This window comes from Priestia sp. BR_2, from assembly GCF_041954005.1.
In the GTDB taxonomy this organism is placed as follows: domain Bacteria; phylum Bacillota; class Bacilli; order Paenibacillales; family Paenibacillaceae; genus Paenibacillus_AQ; species Paenibacillus_AQ lautus_A.
On sequence record NZ_JAVFHM010000071.1, the window covers coordinates 14,844 to 34,008 of the forward strand.

The 19,165-nt window shown below is 52.8% G+C and carries 19 protein-coding genes and 1 other annotated feature; all 19 genes read right to left on the reverse strand.

The window, feature by feature from the left end; translation table 11 throughout:
* Positions 1-7: 7 nt before the first annotated feature.
* The 19 genes from RB298_RS01465 to RB298_RS01555 all read right to left on the reverse strand — a co-directional run bounded on the left by RB298_RS01465 (position 8) and on the right by RB298_RS01555 (position 19,049).
* Positions 8-340, reverse strand: coding sequence for a ribosomal-processing cysteine protease Prp (locus RB298_RS01465; protein ID WP_015734020.1), 333 nt, complete (start codon positions 338-340; stop codon positions 8-10).
* A gap of 13 nt (positions 341-353) precedes the next feature.
* Positions 354-665, reverse strand: a complete 312-nt coding sequence (rplU, locus tag RB298_RS01470) for a 50S ribosomal protein L21 (protein WP_006208810.1) — start codon at positions 663-665, stop codon at positions 354-356.
* Between the two features lie 161 nt (positions 666-826).
* A complete protein-coding gene (locus RB298_RS01475) occupies positions 827-2,062 on the reverse strand; it encodes an Rne/Rng family ribonuclease (protein WP_486045395.1) in 1,236 nt (411 codons plus the stop codon).
* Positions 2,063-2,180: 118 nt separating this feature from the next.
* A complete protein-coding gene (locus RB298_RS01480; protein ID WP_192569324.1) occupies positions 2,181-3,044 on the reverse strand; it encodes a M50 family metallopeptidase in 864 nt (287 codons plus the stop codon).
* A complete protein-coding gene (locus RB298_RS01485) occupies positions 3,037-3,945 on the reverse strand; it encodes a peptidoglycan DD-metalloendopeptidase family protein (RefSeq protein WP_486045397.1) in 909 nt (302 codons plus the stop codon). Before RB298_RS01485 ends, RB298_RS01480 begins: the two co-directional genes overlap by 8 nt.
* A gap of 172 nt (positions 3,946-4,117) precedes the next feature.
* Positions 4,118-4,912 carry a septum site-determining protein MinD gene (minD, locus tag RB298_RS01490; RefSeq protein ID WP_009594006.1) on the reverse strand — a complete coding sequence of 265 codons (795 nt, stop codon included), beginning with the start codon at positions 4,910-4,912 and terminating at the stop codon, positions 4,118-4,120.
* Between the two features lie 3 nt (positions 4,913-4,915).
* Positions 4,916-5,578 carry a septum site-determining protein MinC gene (locus RB298_RS01495; RefSeq protein ID WP_015734015.1) on the reverse strand — a complete coding sequence of 221 codons (663 nt, stop codon included), beginning with the start codon at positions 5,576-5,578 and terminating at the stop codon, positions 4,916-4,918.
* Between the two features lie 85 nt (positions 5,579-5,663).
* On the reverse strand, positions 5,664-6,188 hold the full coding sequence (gene mreD, locus RB298_RS01500) for a rod shape-determining protein MreD (RefSeq protein WP_090910437.1): 525 nt from the start codon (positions 6,186-6,188) through the stop codon (positions 5,664-5,666).
* Between the two features lies 1 nt (position 6,189).
* The gene (gene mreC, locus RB298_RS01505) at positions 6,190-7,065 is read right to left on the reverse strand and encodes a rod shape-determining protein MreC (RefSeq protein WP_090910438.1); all 876 of its coding nucleotides are present in this window, start codon (positions 7,063-7,065) and stop codon (positions 6,190-6,192) included.
* Positions 7,066-7,122: 57 nt separating this feature from the next.
* The gene (locus RB298_RS01510; RefSeq protein WP_009593998.1) at positions 7,123-8,157 is read right to left on the reverse strand and encodes a rod shape-determining protein; all 1,035 of its coding nucleotides are present in this window, start codon (positions 8,155-8,157) and stop codon (positions 7,123-7,125) included.
* 38 nt (positions 8,158-8,195) lie between these two features.
* Positions 8,196-8,885 carry a RadC family protein gene (gene radC, locus RB298_RS01515; protein ID WP_009593994.1) on the reverse strand — a complete coding sequence of 230 codons (690 nt, stop codon included), beginning with the start codon at positions 8,883-8,885 and terminating at the stop codon, positions 8,196-8,198.
* 84 nt (positions 8,886-8,969) lie between these two features.
* Complete coding sequence (locus tag RB298_RS01520; RefSeq protein WP_192569327.1) at positions 8,970-9,581, reverse strand: Maf family protein; 612 nt, start codon at positions 9,579-9,581, stop codon at positions 8,970-8,972.
* Between the two features lie 25 nt (positions 9,582-9,606).
* Complete coding sequence (locus RB298_RS01525; protein ID WP_486045402.1) at positions 9,607-9,849, reverse strand: DUF4321 domain-containing protein; 243 nt, start codon at positions 9,847-9,849, stop codon at positions 9,607-9,609.
* A 127-nt stretch (positions 9,850-9,976) separates the two neighbouring features.
* Positions 9,977-11,371, reverse strand: coding sequence for an SPOR domain-containing protein (locus tag RB298_RS01530; protein ID WP_486045404.1), 1,395 nt, complete (start codon positions 11,369-11,371; stop codon positions 9,977-9,979).
* 205 nt (positions 11,372-11,576) lie between these two features.
* On the reverse strand, positions 11,577-12,953 hold the full coding sequence (gene murC / locus RB298_RS01535) for a UDP-N-acetylmuramate--L-alanine ligase (protein WP_036662695.1): 1,377 nt from the start codon (positions 12,951-12,953) through the stop codon (positions 11,577-11,579).
* Between the two features lie 6 nt (positions 12,954-12,959).
* The gene (locus RB298_RS01540) at positions 12,960-14,363 is read right to left on the reverse strand and encodes a bifunctional folylpolyglutamate synthase/dihydrofolate synthase (protein WP_096775435.1); all 1,404 of its coding nucleotides are present in this window, start codon (positions 14,361-14,363) and stop codon (positions 12,960-12,962) included.
* Between the two features lie 8 nt (positions 14,364-14,371).
* Positions 14,372-17,041 (reverse strand): valine--tRNA ligase, encoded by a 2,670-nt coding sequence (locus RB298_RS01545; RefSeq protein WP_486045406.1) that lies wholly within the window; start codon positions 17,039-17,041, stop codon positions 14,372-14,374.
* 111 nt (positions 17,042-17,152) lie between these two features.
* Positions 17,153-17,451, reverse strand: a binding site (T-box leader).
* A gap of 29 nt (positions 17,452-17,480) precedes the next feature.
* Complete coding sequence (locus RB298_RS01550) at positions 17,481-17,675, reverse strand: hypothetical protein (protein ID WP_009594017.1); 195 nt, start codon at positions 17,673-17,675, stop codon at positions 17,481-17,483.
* Positions 17,676-17,699: 24 nt separating this feature from the next.
* Positions 17,700-19,049 carry a LysM peptidoglycan-binding domain-containing protein gene (locus RB298_RS01555; RefSeq protein ID WP_486045408.1) on the reverse strand — a complete coding sequence of 450 codons (1,350 nt, stop codon included), beginning with the start codon at positions 19,047-19,049 and terminating at the stop codon, positions 17,700-17,702.
* Positions 19,050-19,165: the final 116 nt, after the last annotated feature.

Consider the following 19,165-nt stretch of genomic DNA (forward strand, 5'->3'; position numbering starts at 1 on the left):
TCCTTCTTCAAGTAGTCAATTCTTGTATTCTTATATACTTGCCGTACGAATCGGCAATTCCCTGTAACATAACAACCATGGATTCGAGAAGCAGTTGAACTTGGCCGGAGACGGAATCATCTGCCGTAGGCGGAAGATTCGCGCTAAGAAAGCCGCCCTTCATCCGGGTCTCCATAACGGTTCCGGTTAACGCTTCAATGGAATTCACCGTTCCCACGGTAATGCTGGAAACTCCAGCACATACAATATCTTCACCCGGATCGGCATATCCCGCGTGCCCCGTTACCTTGAAGCTATGGATCCGTCCATCTTCCCCGCGCAGTACTTGTACAGTAATCAATTACCGCACCTTCTTACGCTTGGATTTTCTCGATGGTTACTTTAGTGTAAGGTTGACGATGACCTTGCTTCTTGTGGTAGTTCTTCTTCGGCTTGTATTTGTATACAACGACCTTACGGCCTTTACCGTGCTTCTCTACCTTTGCAGTTACAGTCGCACCGGAAACAACCGGAGTTCCTGCTACCAATCCGTCCTCTTTGGAAACGGCCAGTACACGGTCGAAAGTCACGCTCTCGCCGTCACCTGCAGTCAGCTTCTCGATGAACAATACGTCGCCCTCTTGAACTTTGTATTGTTTACCGCCTGTTTCGATAATAGCGTACATTTGCTTGCACCTCCCTATGTCTCAGACTCGCCTGGTATAAAGGTGTCCGTCCCAAAAGGAACGTTCTTGTGAACCCAACCGGAGCGGTTACAGCATGTGCAGCAACCTATCACTAGACACATACCCAATGATAATATCATATTCCCCGTTCACCGTCAACATCATTCTTCGATAACCACGCCCCGGCCTCCGCAGGTTCCGCAAGGCTTGGCAAAGGGGAGAGACGAGCTTTCCCGGGCTTTTTTGCGGGTCATTTCCAGCAGTCCCAGCTTGGTCCAGCCGACCACAAAGCTCTTCGTGCGGTCTTTGCGCATAACGGCCTCCATGACTGAAACCACCTGCTGCCGGTGCTCTTCATGATCCATATCGATGAAATCCACGATAATTATGCCCCCGATATCCCAGAGGCGAAGAATCCTTGCGATCTGCTGCGCAGCCAGAAGATTCGTCTTCAGTACCGTTTCCTCGAAATTATCCCCGCCGATATATTTGGCTGTGTTCACGTCGATGATCGTCATGGCTTCGGTTTGGTCTACGACGATGGTCACGCCCTCGGGAAGCGTGATTTTCCTTGCGAAGCTGGCTCTCATCTGCTCGTCCAACCCGTACGCTTGAAAAATCGGGCCTCCTTCCGAGTAATATGTAACCTTAGGCTCCATTCCCGGAACGGTTTCCTTCAAATAAATCTTGGTTTCCTCGCCTTTCTGCTTGCTGTCGATCACAAGCTCGTCATGCAGCGGATCAAAGGCATCGCGCAGAAACCGCTGCAGCAGGCCTAAATCGCGATGCAGCAGCGCCGGAACGGGCGCAGATTCCGCCTTGTCGAGAATCCGGGCCCACTCTTTTCGCAGATACTCCAGATCTCCCTTTATGAATTCCAGGGGCTCGTCCTCCGACACCGTTCGGATGATGATTCCCTCTTCATCTGTGCGAAGCTGCTCGCCGATGCTCTTCAGCCGGGCCCTTTCCGCATCGCGTCCGATTTTCTTGGAGACGGCAACATAGTCCGCAGTCGGCATATACACCATGCATCTGCCCGGAAGCGAAAAATGCGTCGTCACCCTCGCTCCCTTGCCGCCTCTGGGTTCCTTCATGACCTGCACGATCAATTCCTGCCCCGCCGTCAGCAGCTGCGAGATCGAAGGCTTCTGCTTGGGCTGCTTCTCTAAATGCGGATGGAGCACATCATCGATATATAAAAACGCGTTCTTTTTCAGCCCGATATCTACAAAAGCCGCCTGCATCCCCGGCAGCACGTTCACGACCCTGCCTTTATAAAAGCTTCCGACAACACTTTGCTCACGACTCCGCTCAACGGCGAATTCGGCTAACCTCCCATCTTCGATGAGGGCCATCTGAATGGTCTCATGTTCACAATGAACTATCATTTGCCTCATGGCTTCACCTCTCAAATGGAAGACGATATTCTATTGTTTTATCCTAACACAATCTCTGATGACATGAATGGATAAAGAATCTTGGCCCGCCCCCCGTCTTCCTCATGATGTTTACGATTTACGCATACCAGGGCGGACCAGTTGATGCAAAATAAGAAGAGATCACATGCTGCTCCGGAACAACGGCAAGCAGGCTGCCGCGTCCGCTCATGACATAAATCAAATGATACTTCTCTCGTTTAAATAGACGCATGATATCATCCAAAGGTTTCGAAGAATCTGCAACGATTGGCTGGGCAGGACCGAGTCCGTCCAAATTCCGTTCATAAACCTCGCTCCGATTGACCAAAAATCTTAAAAACCGGTAATGGACGTTCCGATAGTCTTCGAAATTGGAATACGCCAGGAAAAGGCCGATCATCAGCACATTTAAACGAATGCCGTCTCCAGAGAATAACGGCTGCAATCCGTAACCGATCATAATTAAACTGCACAAAATGCCTGCGCGGGAAGCCCACAACAAGGTGGCATGATAAGGAGCGAGCAGGCTGATGACGGCCTGCAGCACTTTGCCGCCGTCCAGCGGCAGAATCGGAAGCAGGTTAAACAACGCGATGACGAGATTCCCTTGAATGATGTAAGACAGCAGCTGCTCGTCACCCCACCCCGCCCATTGGCAGGCCAGGGTAATGCCGATCATGATGACATTTTGCAGCGGTCCCGCAAGCGCAATGATGATCTCCTTCATCGCAGTCATCCTGCCGTCGTCTTCAATGACAGCAACGCCGCCGAACGGCAGCATCTGAATGGCTCGTACCTTGAACCCCATCGCTGCCGCGGCGGCGGCATGTCCCAATTCATGAATAAACACGATAATAAACAGGGTCAGCAACTCCAGGAAGCGACCGGTGAATACGGATGCCAGCATGACAATGACAAAGAGCGGATGCAGCGACAAGACCGTTCCCTTAAACTTAATCAAACGGAATCACTTCCGCCGGATCGACGTCACGATCCCCCTCTTTGAGTTCGAAATAAAGGGAGGGCGGGCTGCCTGTGCCTGAAGATGCCAAAGTCCCGATAATATCTCCGCCTTGGACCCAGTCATTCGCCTTAAGCCCGGTTTCCGCCAGCCTGCTGTATGTCGCCGTTCGCTCTCCCGTATGCTGTATGCGTACCGTAATCCCGTTCTCAGGATGTTCTTTAACCTCAAGGACGCGCCCGGTCTCTATACTTTTAACCGCCCGGTCCGCTAAAGAACCCCCTCCGGCTTCCAGGACGATGCCTTTCAGATCAACGGCAAAGGATTGAACCACCCTTCCCGAAAGCGGAGGAACCAGAGAGGTCCCGGCATTCACCTTCGTCGAATGCTCGTCGGTTTGTCCAAAAATCGGAATAAAGGACGGAGCGCTGCCAAAATGCTCCTCGTACCATACCTGGGCCGCCTGGAAATCCATCTCATGGCTCAGCCCTTCAATGATGAATGCCTGCGCGCGAAGGGCCCACGGCTGCTGAAATGAAAATACGCCCCATGCCAATCCAAACACCAGCGCACTGACGGCGACGCGGCGGATCAAGCCCGACAGGAACGAAGCTTTTCTTGGCGGTTCTCCCGGAGCACCGGGATCCGGCGTATCATACCAACCGCGATGCCCTTGCTTCCAAAGCCGCTCGGGATCCGGTTCATGCTCTGCGTAACGTGGGGACGGGTTCGCTATGTTGTCCTTGATGAAGCCTGTCTTTGGATTATGGGGATTAGCGGGTGTTCTATCGGGAAGCGCCGTCCAAGACGGCTTATCGTCCTGCCCCGTGAACTGCTCCCCTTCCAGCAGTTCGCGAATGCGGGCTTCTCTTCGGTTCTTGACGGAAGTTTTGATGTCCATTGTTCTCTCCCCCTTGGGGCTTGTTTTCTTACTCTATCCTATGAGGAGATGAGAGAGATTTAGAACAAGCCCTGATGAAGAGGCGGACGGGTTCTGCGAAAGCCGCTTAGACCGCCGAAGGAGAAAAACAAAAAAACCGATGCCTCCCGGCACCGGTTCTTGGTCGAAACCCTTAACCCATTCCAAAAAACTTTTTGAATTTGGTGAACATTCCTTTTTTCTGATGGATTTGCATCAGCGGAACGGTATCGCCAAGGATACGCCGGGCGATGTTTCTATAGGCGATGGCTGCCTGGGAATCCGGGTTCATCACCGTAGGCTCCCCGATGTTGGCCGCTTTAATGACCATTTCATCATCAGGCACGATACCGATCAGATCGATATTCAGCACCTGCAGCACATCTTCGATTTCGAGCATGTCCCCGGATTTCACCATATTCGGGCGAATCCGGTTCACCACGAGCTTCGGAGACTCGACATGCGAGCTCTCCAGCAGGCCGATAATCCGATCCGCGTCCCTTACGGCCGCATTCTCGGGCGTCGTGACGACAATCGCTTTGTCCGCGCCGGCGATGGCATTCTTGAATCCCTGCTCGATTCCGGCCGGACAATCGATAATGACGTATTCGAATTCCTTTTTCAATTCAAGTACGATATCTTTGACCTGCTCCGGAGAAACGGCATTCTTGTCCTTGGTCTGGGCTGCAGGAAGCATATACAGCTCATCGAAGCGCTTGTCCTTGATCAGCGCCTGGTTAAGTCGGCATCGCCCTTCCGCAACGTCGCACAAATCGTATATAATCCGGTTTTCCAGGCCCATCACGACATCCAAATTGCGAAGACCGATGTCCGTATCAACCAGACACACTTTTTTTCCGAGCAGTGCCAAAGCTGTGCCGATGTTCGCCGATGTCGTCGTTTTACCGACTCCGCCTTTACCTGAAGTTACGACGATTGCCTCTCCCATGTTCTACACCCCTTTAAACACATTAAAATCCCGACCCAAACGTGAGATGTTGCTGATCTTGTCGATCTCCATGCTTCCGTCCTTCAAATACGCAAACTCCATGACCGTTTCCCGCGTTTCCCATTCATCCGGCGGTCTGCTGATCATCTGGGAGATACGAAGCTGGGTAGGGGCAAAATACGAAGCCGCTATAATCGCTTCCTCGTTGCCCTCTACACCGGCGTGCGCGGTTCCGCGCAGAGCGCCCAATATGTAAATGTCGCCGGTGCACGTAATCGTCCCGCCTGGATTCACATCGCCGAGGAACAAGAGATCGCCGTCATGATGCAGCACCTGTCCGGAACGCACCATCCCCGTCTTAAGCGCAAGCTTTTCCTCCGGAACGAGCTCGGACGCAAGCGGCGGCGATTCCACATTGCGTATCAGCAAGTTGCCCTTTTGCTTCAATATGTCAAGAATCGTCTGCTTCTCTTCTTCGGAAATTTGCCGGGAACCCAGCTTCACATCCACATGAATGATGGGTCCGGTCAGAATATTCTGATGACTATGCTCCAGCTTATAGCGGAGCTCGCCAAGCAATTCCTCCAGCTCGCATTGATCGTCAAGCAGGAATACCAGGCCATCTTTGATGCCCTTAATCGTCACATGATTGGATTTTACAGCCATAAGCCTGTCCCTCCCATCCCTATACATTTCGCGCTCAAACCTACAAGTTCCTGCTAGTCTAGTAAAATGTCATATTGGAGAGGGTTCAGGTTGCCTTCCTTCTCTGATTCTTCGTTACCAGCTCAATCTGCTTGCGTAAGGGAACGTAAATTGCCAGAGCAAAGGCAAAATGAACAAGGAGATTGGGAAGCATATGATGAAGCAGTGACCAATTATAAGAAGTCGGGTTGAGTCGAAATACCTTATATATGCCAAAAAGCGTACTGTCAAACAACAAGCTTCCCAGAATAACAATGGTCATCATCATGGGCAGCGGCGCCCGCGGGGACTTGAAGACAAGCCCCACCAGATATGCGGATACGCCCATAGCAAACGAATAAGTGCCAATCATCTCGCCGTAATACACGATATCGTGAAGCATGCCGAATAGGAGTCCGAGCACGAGCCCCGTGTGGCGATGGTAATAAATCGATACAAAAAACAAACAAACCAACACGAAATTAGGATAAATCTGAAGCTGCAGCGAGCTTGGCGTTAACCAGAAAAACACCGTGCCCTGCAGAATGAACAGCACGAACAGCAGCAGAATCAGGATCTGTTTACGTGCCATCTTATTCCGGCTCCTCAGGCGTAAAGACAACGATCAGATACTTCCAGTCGTCAAACTTGGCCGCCGGTTCGATCGTAGCCGTTCTGCTCTGTCCGTATTGGCTTACCTGAACGCTTTTCACCTCACCGATAATCAAGCCTTGCGGTATAACGCCTCCGGCACCGGATGAGATAATTTTATCTTTGGGCTTAATCGGATCATCTTCTGTAATACGCGTCATGAGCAGCGTGTTGGTCTTCTCATCGTAGCTCTCGACAACGCCGAACGTCTTATCCTCTTTGCCGATGGCCGTGACCGAAATCGGCTGCGGATTCGGATCCTGGGCGTCCATCGTGGTCAGCAGTTTCACCGTGGAGGTGAAATTGCTCACGCTGCTGATGATGCCAACCATACCATCCACCGTGGTAACCGACATGTTTACTCTGACTCCATCACGTTCGCCCAGATCAATGACAAGCGTACGGTTGTTTGGATCCGAGTTGACGCTGAGAACCTGTGCCGTACGATATTCGTATTTGTCCCTATTTTTCTGGTTTTCGGTAAAATTAAGTTGATCCTTCAGCGCCTCGTAATTAGCTTTCATGTTGTTGTAACTGGCGCTCTCCCGGGAATATTGGGCTACCGCTCTTCGCAGTTCCTCATTCTCTTCATAGATTTCCTTCATGTTCCGTACATCTTCAAAGAAACCCGCTATATAAGCAGCGGGCTTATAAAACACACTTTGCACAAAACCGACCGTATCTTTGACGAATTTTTCAGGCCAAGATAAAGAAGCTCTCGGGCCGAGCGTAAACCCCATAATAGCGATAAACGCTACCAGCCCGATGAGCATAATGAACAAACGCTTATTGCCTAGCAGCTTAAACAGTTGCAACACCCTCTAACTTACTGTTTTCTCTCCCAACATTAGGGGTTTACACTTTTATTTTGGTTTCTACCGTTTGGAACGGACGGCAGAGCTGCTCCGGGATTTAAACAAGTGAATGTTCTCGAGCGCTTTACCTGTGCCAATGGCCACGCAATCCAGCGGATTCTCCGCAACGATGACCGGCATGCCGGTCTCTTCGGCAAGCAGCTTGTCCAGGTTGCGAAGCAATGCGCCGCCTCCCGTAAGCACGATGCCCCGATCCATAATATCCGCAGCAAGCTCCGGAGGACATTTCTCAAGGGTAACCTTAACGGCTTCAACGATGGCATTAATGGTGTCTGCCAACGCTTCGCTGATCTCATCCGATGTAATCGTGATCGTCTTCGGCAGACCCGTCACCAAGTCGCGGCCGCGAATTTCCATCGTTTCCACGGTCTCCAGCGGCATCGCGGAGCCTACTTCCATCTTGAGCAGCTCGGAAGTGCGCTCACCGATCATCAAGTTGTATTGGCGTTTGATATAAGAAATAATGGACTCGTCCATTTCATCGCCCGCAACGCGCACGGAGCGGCTGGTTACAATCCCGCCAAGGGAAATGACCGCAACCTCGGTCGTGCCTCCGCCGATATCTACGACCATGCTGCCCGTAGGCTCCCACACGGGCAAGTCTGCACCGATTGCCGCTGCAAAAGGCTCCTCGATCGTGTAGGCTTCGCGTGCACCCGCTTGCTTGGTCGCATCTTCAACCGCACGCTGCTCGACCGCCGTAATGCCGGAAGGTACGCATACCATCACGTTCGGATGGCGCGGGAAGATGGAACGCTGCTTCTGCGCTTGACGAATAAAGTATTTAATCATCGTAGCCGTTGTATCAAAATCGGCAATGACGCCGTCTTTCATCGGACGAATGGCACGAATGTTGCCTGGCGTCCGTCCAATCATTTTCTTAGCCGATTCCCCGACGGCTTCAATGCTCTTTGTATCTGTACGCAGAGCAACCACGGAAGGCTCTCTTACGACAATTCCTTTTCCACGGACATAAACCAGCGTATTTGCCGTCCCCAAATCGATTCCCAAATCTTTCGTAAAACCACCTAACATGATGTATCTCCCTTTCTTCGTCAATCTGAACTATTATATTACATCAAGCCCCGTTCCTTCAAACTTACAAACGATCCGTCCCCGATGATCAGATGATCCAGCACGTCGATCCCGACAATCTGTCCTGCCTCCACTAAGCGTGCAGTCAGCGAAATGTCCTCCGGGCTGGGCGTCGGATCTCCGCTCGGATGGTTATGCGCGCACACCAGGGATGCACTGCTGCATTTGATGGCCGCTCTGAACACCTCGCGGGGATGAACGATGGAGGCGTTAAGGCTCCCCATCGATAGCGTTTCCTGGGCAATGACATGATTTTTCGTATTTAAAAATACACAGACAAAATGCTCTTTCTGTAAATACCGCATCTGTTCACTGAGCAGTTCTGCCGCGTCATGCGGACTGCGGATAATAACCGGCTCTACATGTCTCGATGCGGCCAAGCGCCGTCCAAGCTCGATGCCAGCCTTCAGCTGAACAGCCTTGGCGGTTCCAATTCCTTTGATTTGCGTAATTTCCTCGATGCTAAGATCAACGAGCTGCCGGATGCCGCCTGCTTCCCCCAGCAGCCGCTGGGCTATATGTACGGCAGATTCCTGGCGGGTACCGGTCCGAAGCAGTATCGCCAGCAATTCTGCATGGCTTAAAGCGCTCGCCCCATATTGCATCATGCGCTCTCTTGGTCGTTCATCATGGGGGATGTCGCGCAGCAATAGCGTTGGCGACTCCATATATTCCCCTCTTTTCTAAGATTTAAATCAGCAGGTCACCGAAGCTTCCATGATTCCGTTGGCTTCGGATGCCGTGTTCTATATCTATGAATCGGTGAGTACATCCATCCCCATTTCAGACAGCATGTCCGAGAGCAGAGAAAGCGGCAGGCCGACAACGTTAAAGTAGTCGCCTTCGATTCCTTCCACGATGGTTGCACCCAGGCCTTGAATCGCATACGAGCCTGCTTTGTCGGCAGGTTCCCCGCTCTTTACGTAAGCCGCGATCGCATCATCACTTAACGATTTCATCTTTACGGTCGTCACGCGGTGAGATACCTTGGCGCGACCGGAACGCCGGTCGATGCAAGCCACTCCCGTGTAAACGAAGTGTGCCCGTCCTTGAAGCATGGACAACATCCTTGCAGCATCAGTTTGATCCTCCGGCTTCCCGAGGACATGGTCATCTACGACCACAATCGTGTCGCTTCCCACAATGATACCATCTCCCGGATCATCCGTCAGCTTTCGGAGAACCGCTTCCGCTTTGCGCAGCGCCAGTGACTCCACAATTCGCTCTGGCGACCACCCTTGCGGTGTGTCCTCGTCAGCTTCACTTGGCATAATCTCGAATGGGATACGAAGGGAGGCAATCAATTCCTGACGCCGAGGAGAGGTGGAAGCCAATATAATGCGGCGGTTTCTCTTCTCATTCAAGGGGGATAATCTCCTTTGTCATGTCTTAGAGCCTGCGGTATAACCAGACGGCAGCAATAATGCCGAGCAGACTGAGCAGGCAAAAGTTAAGTTCAAGGTTAATGTCATAACGAATAATGTCAAAATCAGCTGAAGGCGACCACTTAATCGGTGTAGTAGACGTCAGAAACGCCAGAGCCTTGACCGGTTGAAGCGCCTTGGCAAGCCATGTTCCCGTCAGCCACCCCAGCAGCAAAAACAAGATGAGCATTCCTTTATTTTTCTTCATGCATCCTCTTCCCTCGCCATTTTTTGACACCCTAATTATTATACGGTGAATCGATAAGCAATACAAACAGAAATCCGGCATGGGGAACTATTTCCAGTTCCAAGCCGGATTTGACGTAAATTTGAATTTATAGGCCATCCAGGAGTTTCTTTTGGCCCATGACATAGTTCATCATGCCTGTTTGAATCTCCCACAAATGCCCCTTGGATTGATTTTTGTTGTATTCGGAGAGCGCCGTGATCGAACTGTTCATCGACTGCTCCATGGCCGGCAGCGCGGCCCCGGTCTCCGGACCCAAGCCTGCGGCCAGCTGCTTGACCGATTGGATCCATTGCTGATGCAGATTCGTGATGGTATTCATATGCTCCGACATCGCTGCGCCGGGCTCCTGCATGCCCAGCAAGGATGCCGATAGTTGGCTAAGCTCCGATACCAGCTCCCCGCTTATCGTAAAATAGTCCGTCAGCGTCTGCTCCTCGCCAGCGAATGCCGCTGACTCTATGCCCGGCAGCGCGATCTCTCTAACGTATAATTCAACCCCTTCGGCCTTAAGCTGATTGCTGAGCAGCTTCGCTTGCTCGCGGTCGGGCGAGATGCCCGCATACACGCGGTTCTCCTCGTCCAGATCGCCGCCGGCGGCAATACCGGATTGCTGCAGTTCCCCGATCGCCTGCGCTGCCCGCTCGGGCGTGCTGAACACGCCGTATTGAAGCAGATAAAAGTTTTGCTCCGGTATATGAACAGCCGATTCGGTCATATCAGGCGTCGGTGATGCCCCCGCTCCCCCGGATGGATCGGTCGGCGCTAAGTTCCCTGGATCACTGCTCTCGAGCTGCCCCGTTGCCGGGTTCTCGCCGGCGTCGCCGCCGTTAAACATGGACAGCACCATGTACCCGAACAGTAGGCCCGTGATGACGGCGGCGGTCACGGACACCGCCATCTTCCAGAGGGAGGTGGGTTTGCGTGAGCGATAATAACCGTAATCTCCGGCAGATGTCTCATATAGATCCGACTCGGGCCCGAGATTCCAATGGGGGTCGTTCGCTTCGGGGGTCATTCTCCCGGAAAACGCATCATCATGGAGGTCGTAGAGCTCCTCGTGCACGTGATGGTATGTATCCGATTCTACAGGGGCATCAGGGGCATCGTCGTACGGCCAGCCGTTATCATGGTCCAGGCGCCGTCTTTCCTCAGCCAGCCGTCCCCTGGACCGATGATTGCGCGATGGTCTCCAGTCACGATCGTCCACGTCCCGGGTATCCCGCTCCTCCCGGAGCGGCGGAACGACGCGCAGATGATCCTGCTGAACGCTCCTCTGAGGTTCGTACGAAGTGTCCGTATCGGTAAACCGATTTGCTGCCGCTGTGTCATATTCGTCGAAGACGGAATGGCGGTCGTAGACCCGGGGGTTTTGGCCCGCCGGAACGTTTTGGTTCGCGTCGTGTTCCTCTCGCGCATGGTCTTTGTTCCTGCCCTTCGGCGGATCGTGATCGAAACGTATCGTCATCCGTGCTTTATTCATATCCACACACCTCACTTGTCCTTCTACACCTAGCTATATGATCAAGCTTGGCAACTTATGAGTATGCGAAAAACAAAAGGGCTGACCAAGAAATGATCTTGATCAGCCCTTCGTATCGTTATCGATGCTGGCTTTGTCCCCTCATAAGAGGCAAAGCCAATGCAGTCCCCTGCTGCAGCGAAGCAGCAAAGGAAGCAGGCAACCTTTATTTCTTGCCCTTAATGAACTCCGCTAAAGCCGCGCCGACCTTCCAGATGTCGCCCGCTCCCATCGTGAGAACCAGGTCGCCTTCTTTTACGCGACCTTTGAGATCGTTCAGGACATCTTCCTTCGTAGGCAAATAGCGGGCACCGGCATTGCTGTTCTGAACGATCAGCTCCACCAGCTTACCCGAGCTGATGCCCTCGATCTGCTTCTCGCCGGCAGGAGAGTAAATATCGGTGATGATCACCTCATCCGCTTCCCCGAACGCGCGGCTAAACGCATCCAGCAGGAAGAAGGTTCTCGAATACCGCTGCGGCTGGAATACGGCAATGATCCGTTTGCCCGTAGCTTTAGCGGCACTGATCGTCGCCTCGATCTCGGTCGGATGATGCGCATAGTCGTCAATCACCAGAATGCCTTCAGCTTCGCCAAGCACCTGGAAGCGGCGCTTAGCCCCGTTGAATTTGACGATGGCCTCTACAATCGCCTCGAACGAGATGCCGCTCTTCAAGCAGCATATCACCGTGGCCATGGCGTTGTAGACATTATGTTTGCCCGGTACGGACAGCTCGACGGTGCCCAGCTCCATGCCGTTATGAAGCATCGTGAAGCTGACGTGACGGTCGCCCAGCACCAGATTGGTTGCCGTATACTCCGCATCCGCATGTATGCCGTATGTGGTCACGTTGCATTTCAGGTCAGGCAAAATCGCCTGAATGTTGTTATCGTCGGCGCAAACCACGGCTGTACCGTCAGCCTTGATCTGGCTGAGGAATTGCACGTAGGCGGCCTTGAGACGATTGAAATCCCCTTCGTAATTCTCCAGGTGATCGGCTTCGATATTCAGAACGACGCCGAGCCATGGATGGTATTGCAGGAATGAACCGTCGCTCTCGTCGGCTTCGGCTACCACATGCTCGCCTTCGCCCGCTTTGGCATTCGTGCCCACGTTCATAATTTCCCCGCCGATGATAAATGTCGGATCGACTCCGCATTCTTCCATCACGAGCGCAATCATGGATGAAGTGGTTGTCTTGCCATGCGCTCCCGCTACGGCCACGCCTTTGCGTTCGTTCAAAAGACGCGCCAGCATCTGCGCACGGTGAAGGACAGGAATGTTCAGCTTCTCTGCCTCGACCCGCTCCACGTTGTCTTTGGACAATGCCGTGGAGTACACCACAAGGTCCGCGCCTTGGACTTGCTCGGCGGTATGTCCAATGTATATTTTGGCGCCCTTGGCCGCCAGCTTTTCTGTCAATTCTTGCGATGCCACGTCAGAACCCGTGACTTTATAACCCATCTCCAGCATTACTCGCGCTATGGCGCTCATCCCGTAGCCGCCAATTCCTATAAAATGAACATGTTCTGATGTATTCAACAGATATCACCAACCTTTTTCAGAATCGGAAAGGCCCAGGAGGTTGGAACGCACGTCGGCAATCAGGTACAACGTGCCCGACACCACCCCAAGATCCTCCGCTTCCGTCCGTGACTTCAACTCTTCAAGTGCGTTTTTCCAATTTGGTTCTATGATGATTTGCAGTGTATGTTTGGCGTATTTCTCCCTTACCTGCTCTACGATGTCACCAAGCGCCTTGGCGTCCAGTTTCTTCCGGAAATCCGGTTCAGTCAGGATAAGCGTATCCACTATTGGCAGTATATGCTGCAAATACGATTCATGATGCTTATTTGCCAGCATTCCCATCATTAAGTTCAGTTTCCGATACTTATAGATCTGCGGCAAGCTTTTGGCCAAGGATTCAGCCCCTTCGGGGTTGTGCGCGCCATCGAGAACAATCCGCGGGGAGGACTGTACTTGCTCCAGTCTTCCCGCCCAGAACGTATCCTTAAACCCGGCACGCAATTCTTCTTCATCCACGATAAAGGCCATGTACTGGCGAAGCACCTCCAGCGTCATCATGGCAACCGCGGCATTGGCGCATTGATGCTCGCCCTGCATCGAAATATCCAAATCCATATCCCGGAACGGTCCCTTAAAACGGAAAGTCTGGCTTTCTTCGTTCCCGCGCAGCCGTTCATAAGAGAATTGCTCGTCTACGAGGTACAGACTTGTACGGTTTTTGGCGGCCGTTTCTTTCAGAATTTCGACAGCCTCAGGCTGAGTGACCGTGCTCACCACGGGCACTCCGGGCTTGATGATGCCGGCCTTCTCCATGGCGATCTCCTGAATGGTATCTCCCAGAACGTCGGTATGGTCCATGCCGATGTTCGTGATCACCGAAATGATGGGATGAACGATATTGGTCACGTCAAGACGACCGCCAAGTCCGGTCTCCCATACCACCACGTCCGGATAAGACACCTCGCCGTAATACAGGATCGCAAGAGCCGTGGACACCTCAAACATCGTGGGCGATCCAAGCCCGGAGCCCGCAATTTCGGCAACAAGCGGCTCTAAGCGATTCGCGAGTTCCAGCAGCGTCTCTTCCGGTATGTCTTCGCCGTTATACTGAAACCGATTGGTAAACTTCGTAATATAGGGGGACGTATAGGTGCCTACCGTGAATCCCCCTTGAAGCAGAACCTTTGTTAAAAAAGCGCATGTGGAGCCTTTTCCGTTCGTTCCGGCCACGTGGATAAATTTTAATCGACGCTCCGGATGGCCGAGCAGCTCCATCAATCGCTGAATTCTATCCATGCCAGGGCGGATCCCAAACGGAATCAGCCCATTGATCCAAGCTACCGCTTCCTCATAGGTATGGAACGGAGCTGCCGCTGCAGCTGCCGATTGATCAACCATCGTTCTCACCTTCTGGTCCAGATTCATCTTGCCCATTAGCCTCTCAATTCTTCGATGCGCGCAATCACTTTGCATCGTTTGTCCGAGTAATCCGCGAGTTTCGCCCGTTCTTCCTCAATCACCTTCTCGGGTGCTTTCGATACGAAACCAGGATTGTTCAGCTTCTTCTCCACACGCTCGACTTCGCTGTTCAAGTGCTGAATTTCCTTCTCCAGACGCGTGATCTCCTGAGCGATATCGATCAGTCCGGCAAGCGGCAGATACATCTCAACACCTGTCACCACGGCGGTCATCGCTTTATCCGGCGCCTCAAGCGCAAGGGAGGACTCATATTCCGACGTGTTGCAGAAGCGGCGAATATAATCGGAATTGCGATCGATAATGCCGGCAATTTGCCCGCTTACCGGTTTCAATTGCAGTTCTACTTTTTTGCTCATCGGCACGTTCACTTCCGCCCGGATGTTACGTACGGCACGGATCACATCCATCAGCAGGTTCATTTCGGTAACAGCTTCCGTATTCTCAAACGCCTCATCATAGGTCGGCCAAGAAGCCAGCATAACGGTCTCGCCTTCATGCGGCAAATGCTGCCAGATCTCTTCGGAGATGAACGGCATGAACGGGTGAATCAAGCGCATCGTGCGGTCCAGCACATAGGCAAGCACCGACTGCGTCTTTTTCTTGGCTGCTTGATCCTCGCCATATAGGGACAGCTTGGCAAATTCGATATACCAGTCACACAGATCATCCCAGATGAAATTGTAGAGCAGTCGACCGGTTTCGCCAAATTCGTAGGCATCAATTAGACGCGTAATGTCGCGGGAAGTTTCGTTCAAACGGTGCAAAATCCACCGGTCCGCTGTTCCCAGCTCTCCGGAAATGTCGATATCCGCCGCTGTGAAGCCCTCCAGGTTCATGAGCGCAAACCGCGACGCATTCCAGATTTTGTTAGCGAAGTTACGCGCTTGCTCCACGCGTTCCCAGCGGAATCGAAGATCCTGACCCGGCGTGCTGCCGGTCGATATCATATAACGCATAGCGTCTGCGCCATACTGTTCAATAACCTCGAGCGGGTCAATGCCGTTGCCCAGCGACTTGGACATCTTGCGGCCTTCGCTATCCCGAACCAGGCCATGGATCAGCGTGTCCTTAAACGGCATTTGGCCTGTAAATTCAAGTCCTTGGAAAATCATCCGCGACACCCAGAACGGGATGATGTCGTAACCCGTTACGAGAACGCTGGTCGGATAATAACGTTTGAAATCCTCGCTGTCCTGGTCCGGCCAGCCCATGGTCGAGAACGGCCAGAGTGCGGAGCTGAACCAGGTATCCAGCACATCCTCGTCCTGTCTCAGATCATCCTCGCCCAGCTTCGCGCGGGCTTCCTCTTCATTCATGGCAACAACCACTTCGCCCGTGGATTCGGAATACCACGCCGGGATCCGGTGACCCCACCACAATTGACGGGAAATGCACCAATCGCGTACATTCTCCATCCAGTGCAGATAGGTTCGCTCGAACCGGTCAGGCACGAAGTTCACGCCCTTGCCGGATTTTTGCGCATCCACGGCTGCTTCCGCAAGCGGCTGCATCTTAACGAACCACTGCGTCGACAGGTAAGGCTCGACCACCGCACCGGATCTTTCGCTATGGCCAACCTGATGGACATGGTCTTCGATGCGAAGCAATACGCCCGATTCCTTCATGTCGCTGACGATCTGCTTGCGGCATTCTGCACGGTCAAGGCCCTGGTATTTGCCGGCAAACTCATTCATCGTTCCGGATTCATCCATTACGGTAATTTGCGGCAGGTCATGTCTCAGCCCCATCTCGAAGTCGTTCGGATCATGCGCCGGCGTAATTTTAACCGCACCGCTGCCGAAGTCCTTCTCCACGTACTCATCCGCAATAACCGGAATCTCGCGGCCCACGATAGGCAGCACCAATGTCTTGCCGATCATGTCTTTATAGCGCTCGTCTTCGGGATGAACGGCGACCGCCGTATCGCCGAGCATGGTCTCCGGACGGGTGGTTGCCACGGTAATGGAGCCGCTGCCGTCCTTCAGCGGATATTGCAGGTGATACAAATGGCCGTTGACCTCTTTGTACTCCACTTCAATATCGGACAAAGCCGTGCGGGCAGCCGGGTCCCAGTTGATGATGCGTTTGCCGCGGTAGATGAGCCCTTTATCGTAAAGCTTGACGAATACTTCCCGTACGGCTTCGGACAATCCCTCGTCGAGCGTGAAACGTTCTCTGGAGTAATCGAGGGACAGGCCGATCTTGGACCACTGATCACGGATCGTGTTTGCGTACAGGTCCTTCCATTCCCACACCTTCTCCAGGAATTTCTCGCGTCCCAGATCGTAACGGGTAACGCCTTCTTCGCGAAGCTTCTGCTCTACCTTGGTTTGCGTGGCGATGCCCGCATGGTCGGAACCGGGGAGCCACAGCGCATCGTAGCCCTGCATCCGCTTCACGCGAATCAGGATGTCCTGCAGCGTAAAGTCAAGCGCATGGCCGATATGGAGCATGCCCGTAACGTTAGGAGGAGGAATAACAATCGTGTAAGGCTCCGCGTCCGGTCGCTTGCCGGCTTCAAAAAAGCCGCCTTCCTTCCAGTACGGATACCATTTTTGTTCGGCTGCCTTCGGATCATACGTCGTCGGCATTTCTAACTGGGATTGGTTTTGTTTTTGATCCATATTTTCGTACCTCCGATACTGTTAATCAGTTTTGCTAACCCGAAACGTTTTAGCCTCCGGGCGTGTTCGTGGATATCATAGTTGGCGTGAAACAAAAAAAGCCCTTCGTCCTCAAAGGACGAAAGACTGTTCTCTCGCGGTACCACCTTTGTTTCGTGCTTACATGGTTCAGCAGCCGTTGTCCTCCCATGAAGAACATGAAAGGCTTTCGGTCAAGCACGACACTTTACGCAGATAACGGCTGCGGCCGGCGAACTCTAACCAGGGTAGCAATCGATCCTACTCTATCTCAAGTCCGCAACTCCGGGGTGACTTCGGCAAGCTGGTTCCTGCGGAATCTCACAGCGCTTGGTAGCAATTCCGCTCTCTGAAGGCCATACCTTCCTACTCTTCCCGTTCAACGTTGTTCTAGCTTTTGGAATACCTGTACATATACTATTCAAATATAACGTGGTTGTTCCATATAGTCAATATTTCGAGTGTTTCCGAACGATTTAGACATCATACCTGCCGATTCAAATAAATCCTTGTTCGCTGTAACATACAATCCAAGCTCGCTCTGCTTCCTCTCCTCCAAACCGGTTCCCCGCAGCACAAAAAGCAGGCCAAGGCTGCCTGCCTCGGCCTGCTTCATTCTAGCCCCATGACGACTTCCCGATTACTGGGGAATGTATAATACCTGACCTTCTTCCACATTCTGTTCGGACATGCGGTTATACAACAAGAGCTCTCGCGGCGTCAGTTGATAACGCTCGGCAATCACGTCGAGTGTCTCCTCACGCTGAACAATGCACATCCGGACCTTGCGGAACGGCGTTTCCTCCCGGCGGTTGCCCAGGAACAGACTCTTCCATTCCACATCCTCGGACGAAACGGCATCCACCGATTCTTCGATGGCCTCTTCCTCGTCTCGAGCTGCTTGTTCCTGATCCTGAACCGTTCTGCTCGATTGAAGCAATGAGGAGAAGCCTACGCCCGAAGCGGTGTTAGTGGTGCTGTTCTTCGCGTTGAAGGCAACCTTTAGCTCTGGTTTGGACGGAGCCTCTTCGACTTGAACGGAAACCTCCTCCTCTATCTCCTCCAACGGCTCGGCTTCCTCGGCAAAAACAGGCTGGGCTTCCTCCGTTTCCGGGGAATCCAATACCGGCAGGGCTTGAACCTCTTCGCCATTGCGCTCAGTAACGCCCGGGAAATCGGCTGCCGGTTCTTCCTGCTGCGGCTCCGGCTGGGCCGCAGCCCGTTCGAACTGCCATACACTCGGAGTCGACGGCTCAGCTGACTGAAATTCCGTCTCATTATGTAAGGCATATTCGACCGTATCTTGGGCTTCAGGGGTACTGGAGATGCTTACCGTTCGGTCCGAGTCCTGCGTATCTTGAATTTGATTCTCGTATTCCGCCCAAGATGCCAGATACTGCTGCGTGCGCGCATCCGCCTCGGACTCTTGGACTCTAGGCTGAGCCTCGCTGAAATAAGAAGGCGAAGGCGTAATCGCTTCAGCGTTGGCTCCGCCGCCTTGATACGGTTCATACGGATTGGCTGCGAACTGCTGCTCTCCGCCTGCATACATATCATTCGCTTCAGGAGCATGTACCACTGTGAATTCCTCATTGGTCCATACTTGGTCACGAGCTCCCGGAGCCGCCGCCTGGATTCCTTTGAGCGATAAAACCCCCGTTATGTTCAAGCTGCGCTTGGATAACAGATCCACGTCAAAATTCTCGATCTCGACCGCGATGTCATCCAATGACGATACGCGGTTCAGCGGGACCGTGATCTCGACCGGAATCCAATGCTCGAGCGGCTCCGACTCTCCTGCTTCGGTATCCCCTTTATACAGGCCTGCTAGAAGCAAATGGCCCCGAAGCGTGGCCTGGTCCTGCTGGCTGATCACCTGAATGTGCGGGATCAACTCCGCCTCTTCCAATTCTTCGATTCCCGGCAAATCTTCCGTCAAATTAATACGCTCGTAAATATCGAACCGCAATCCGTAGGACTGGTCAAACACGGGAATGTCCTCCTTTTTGGCATATACTATCCGTGATCTGTCATCACGGCATGAGCCTAAGTTTTGCCACTCAATTTATCTATATGCCGAAAACAGGAGAGCATGACTTTTTTGCG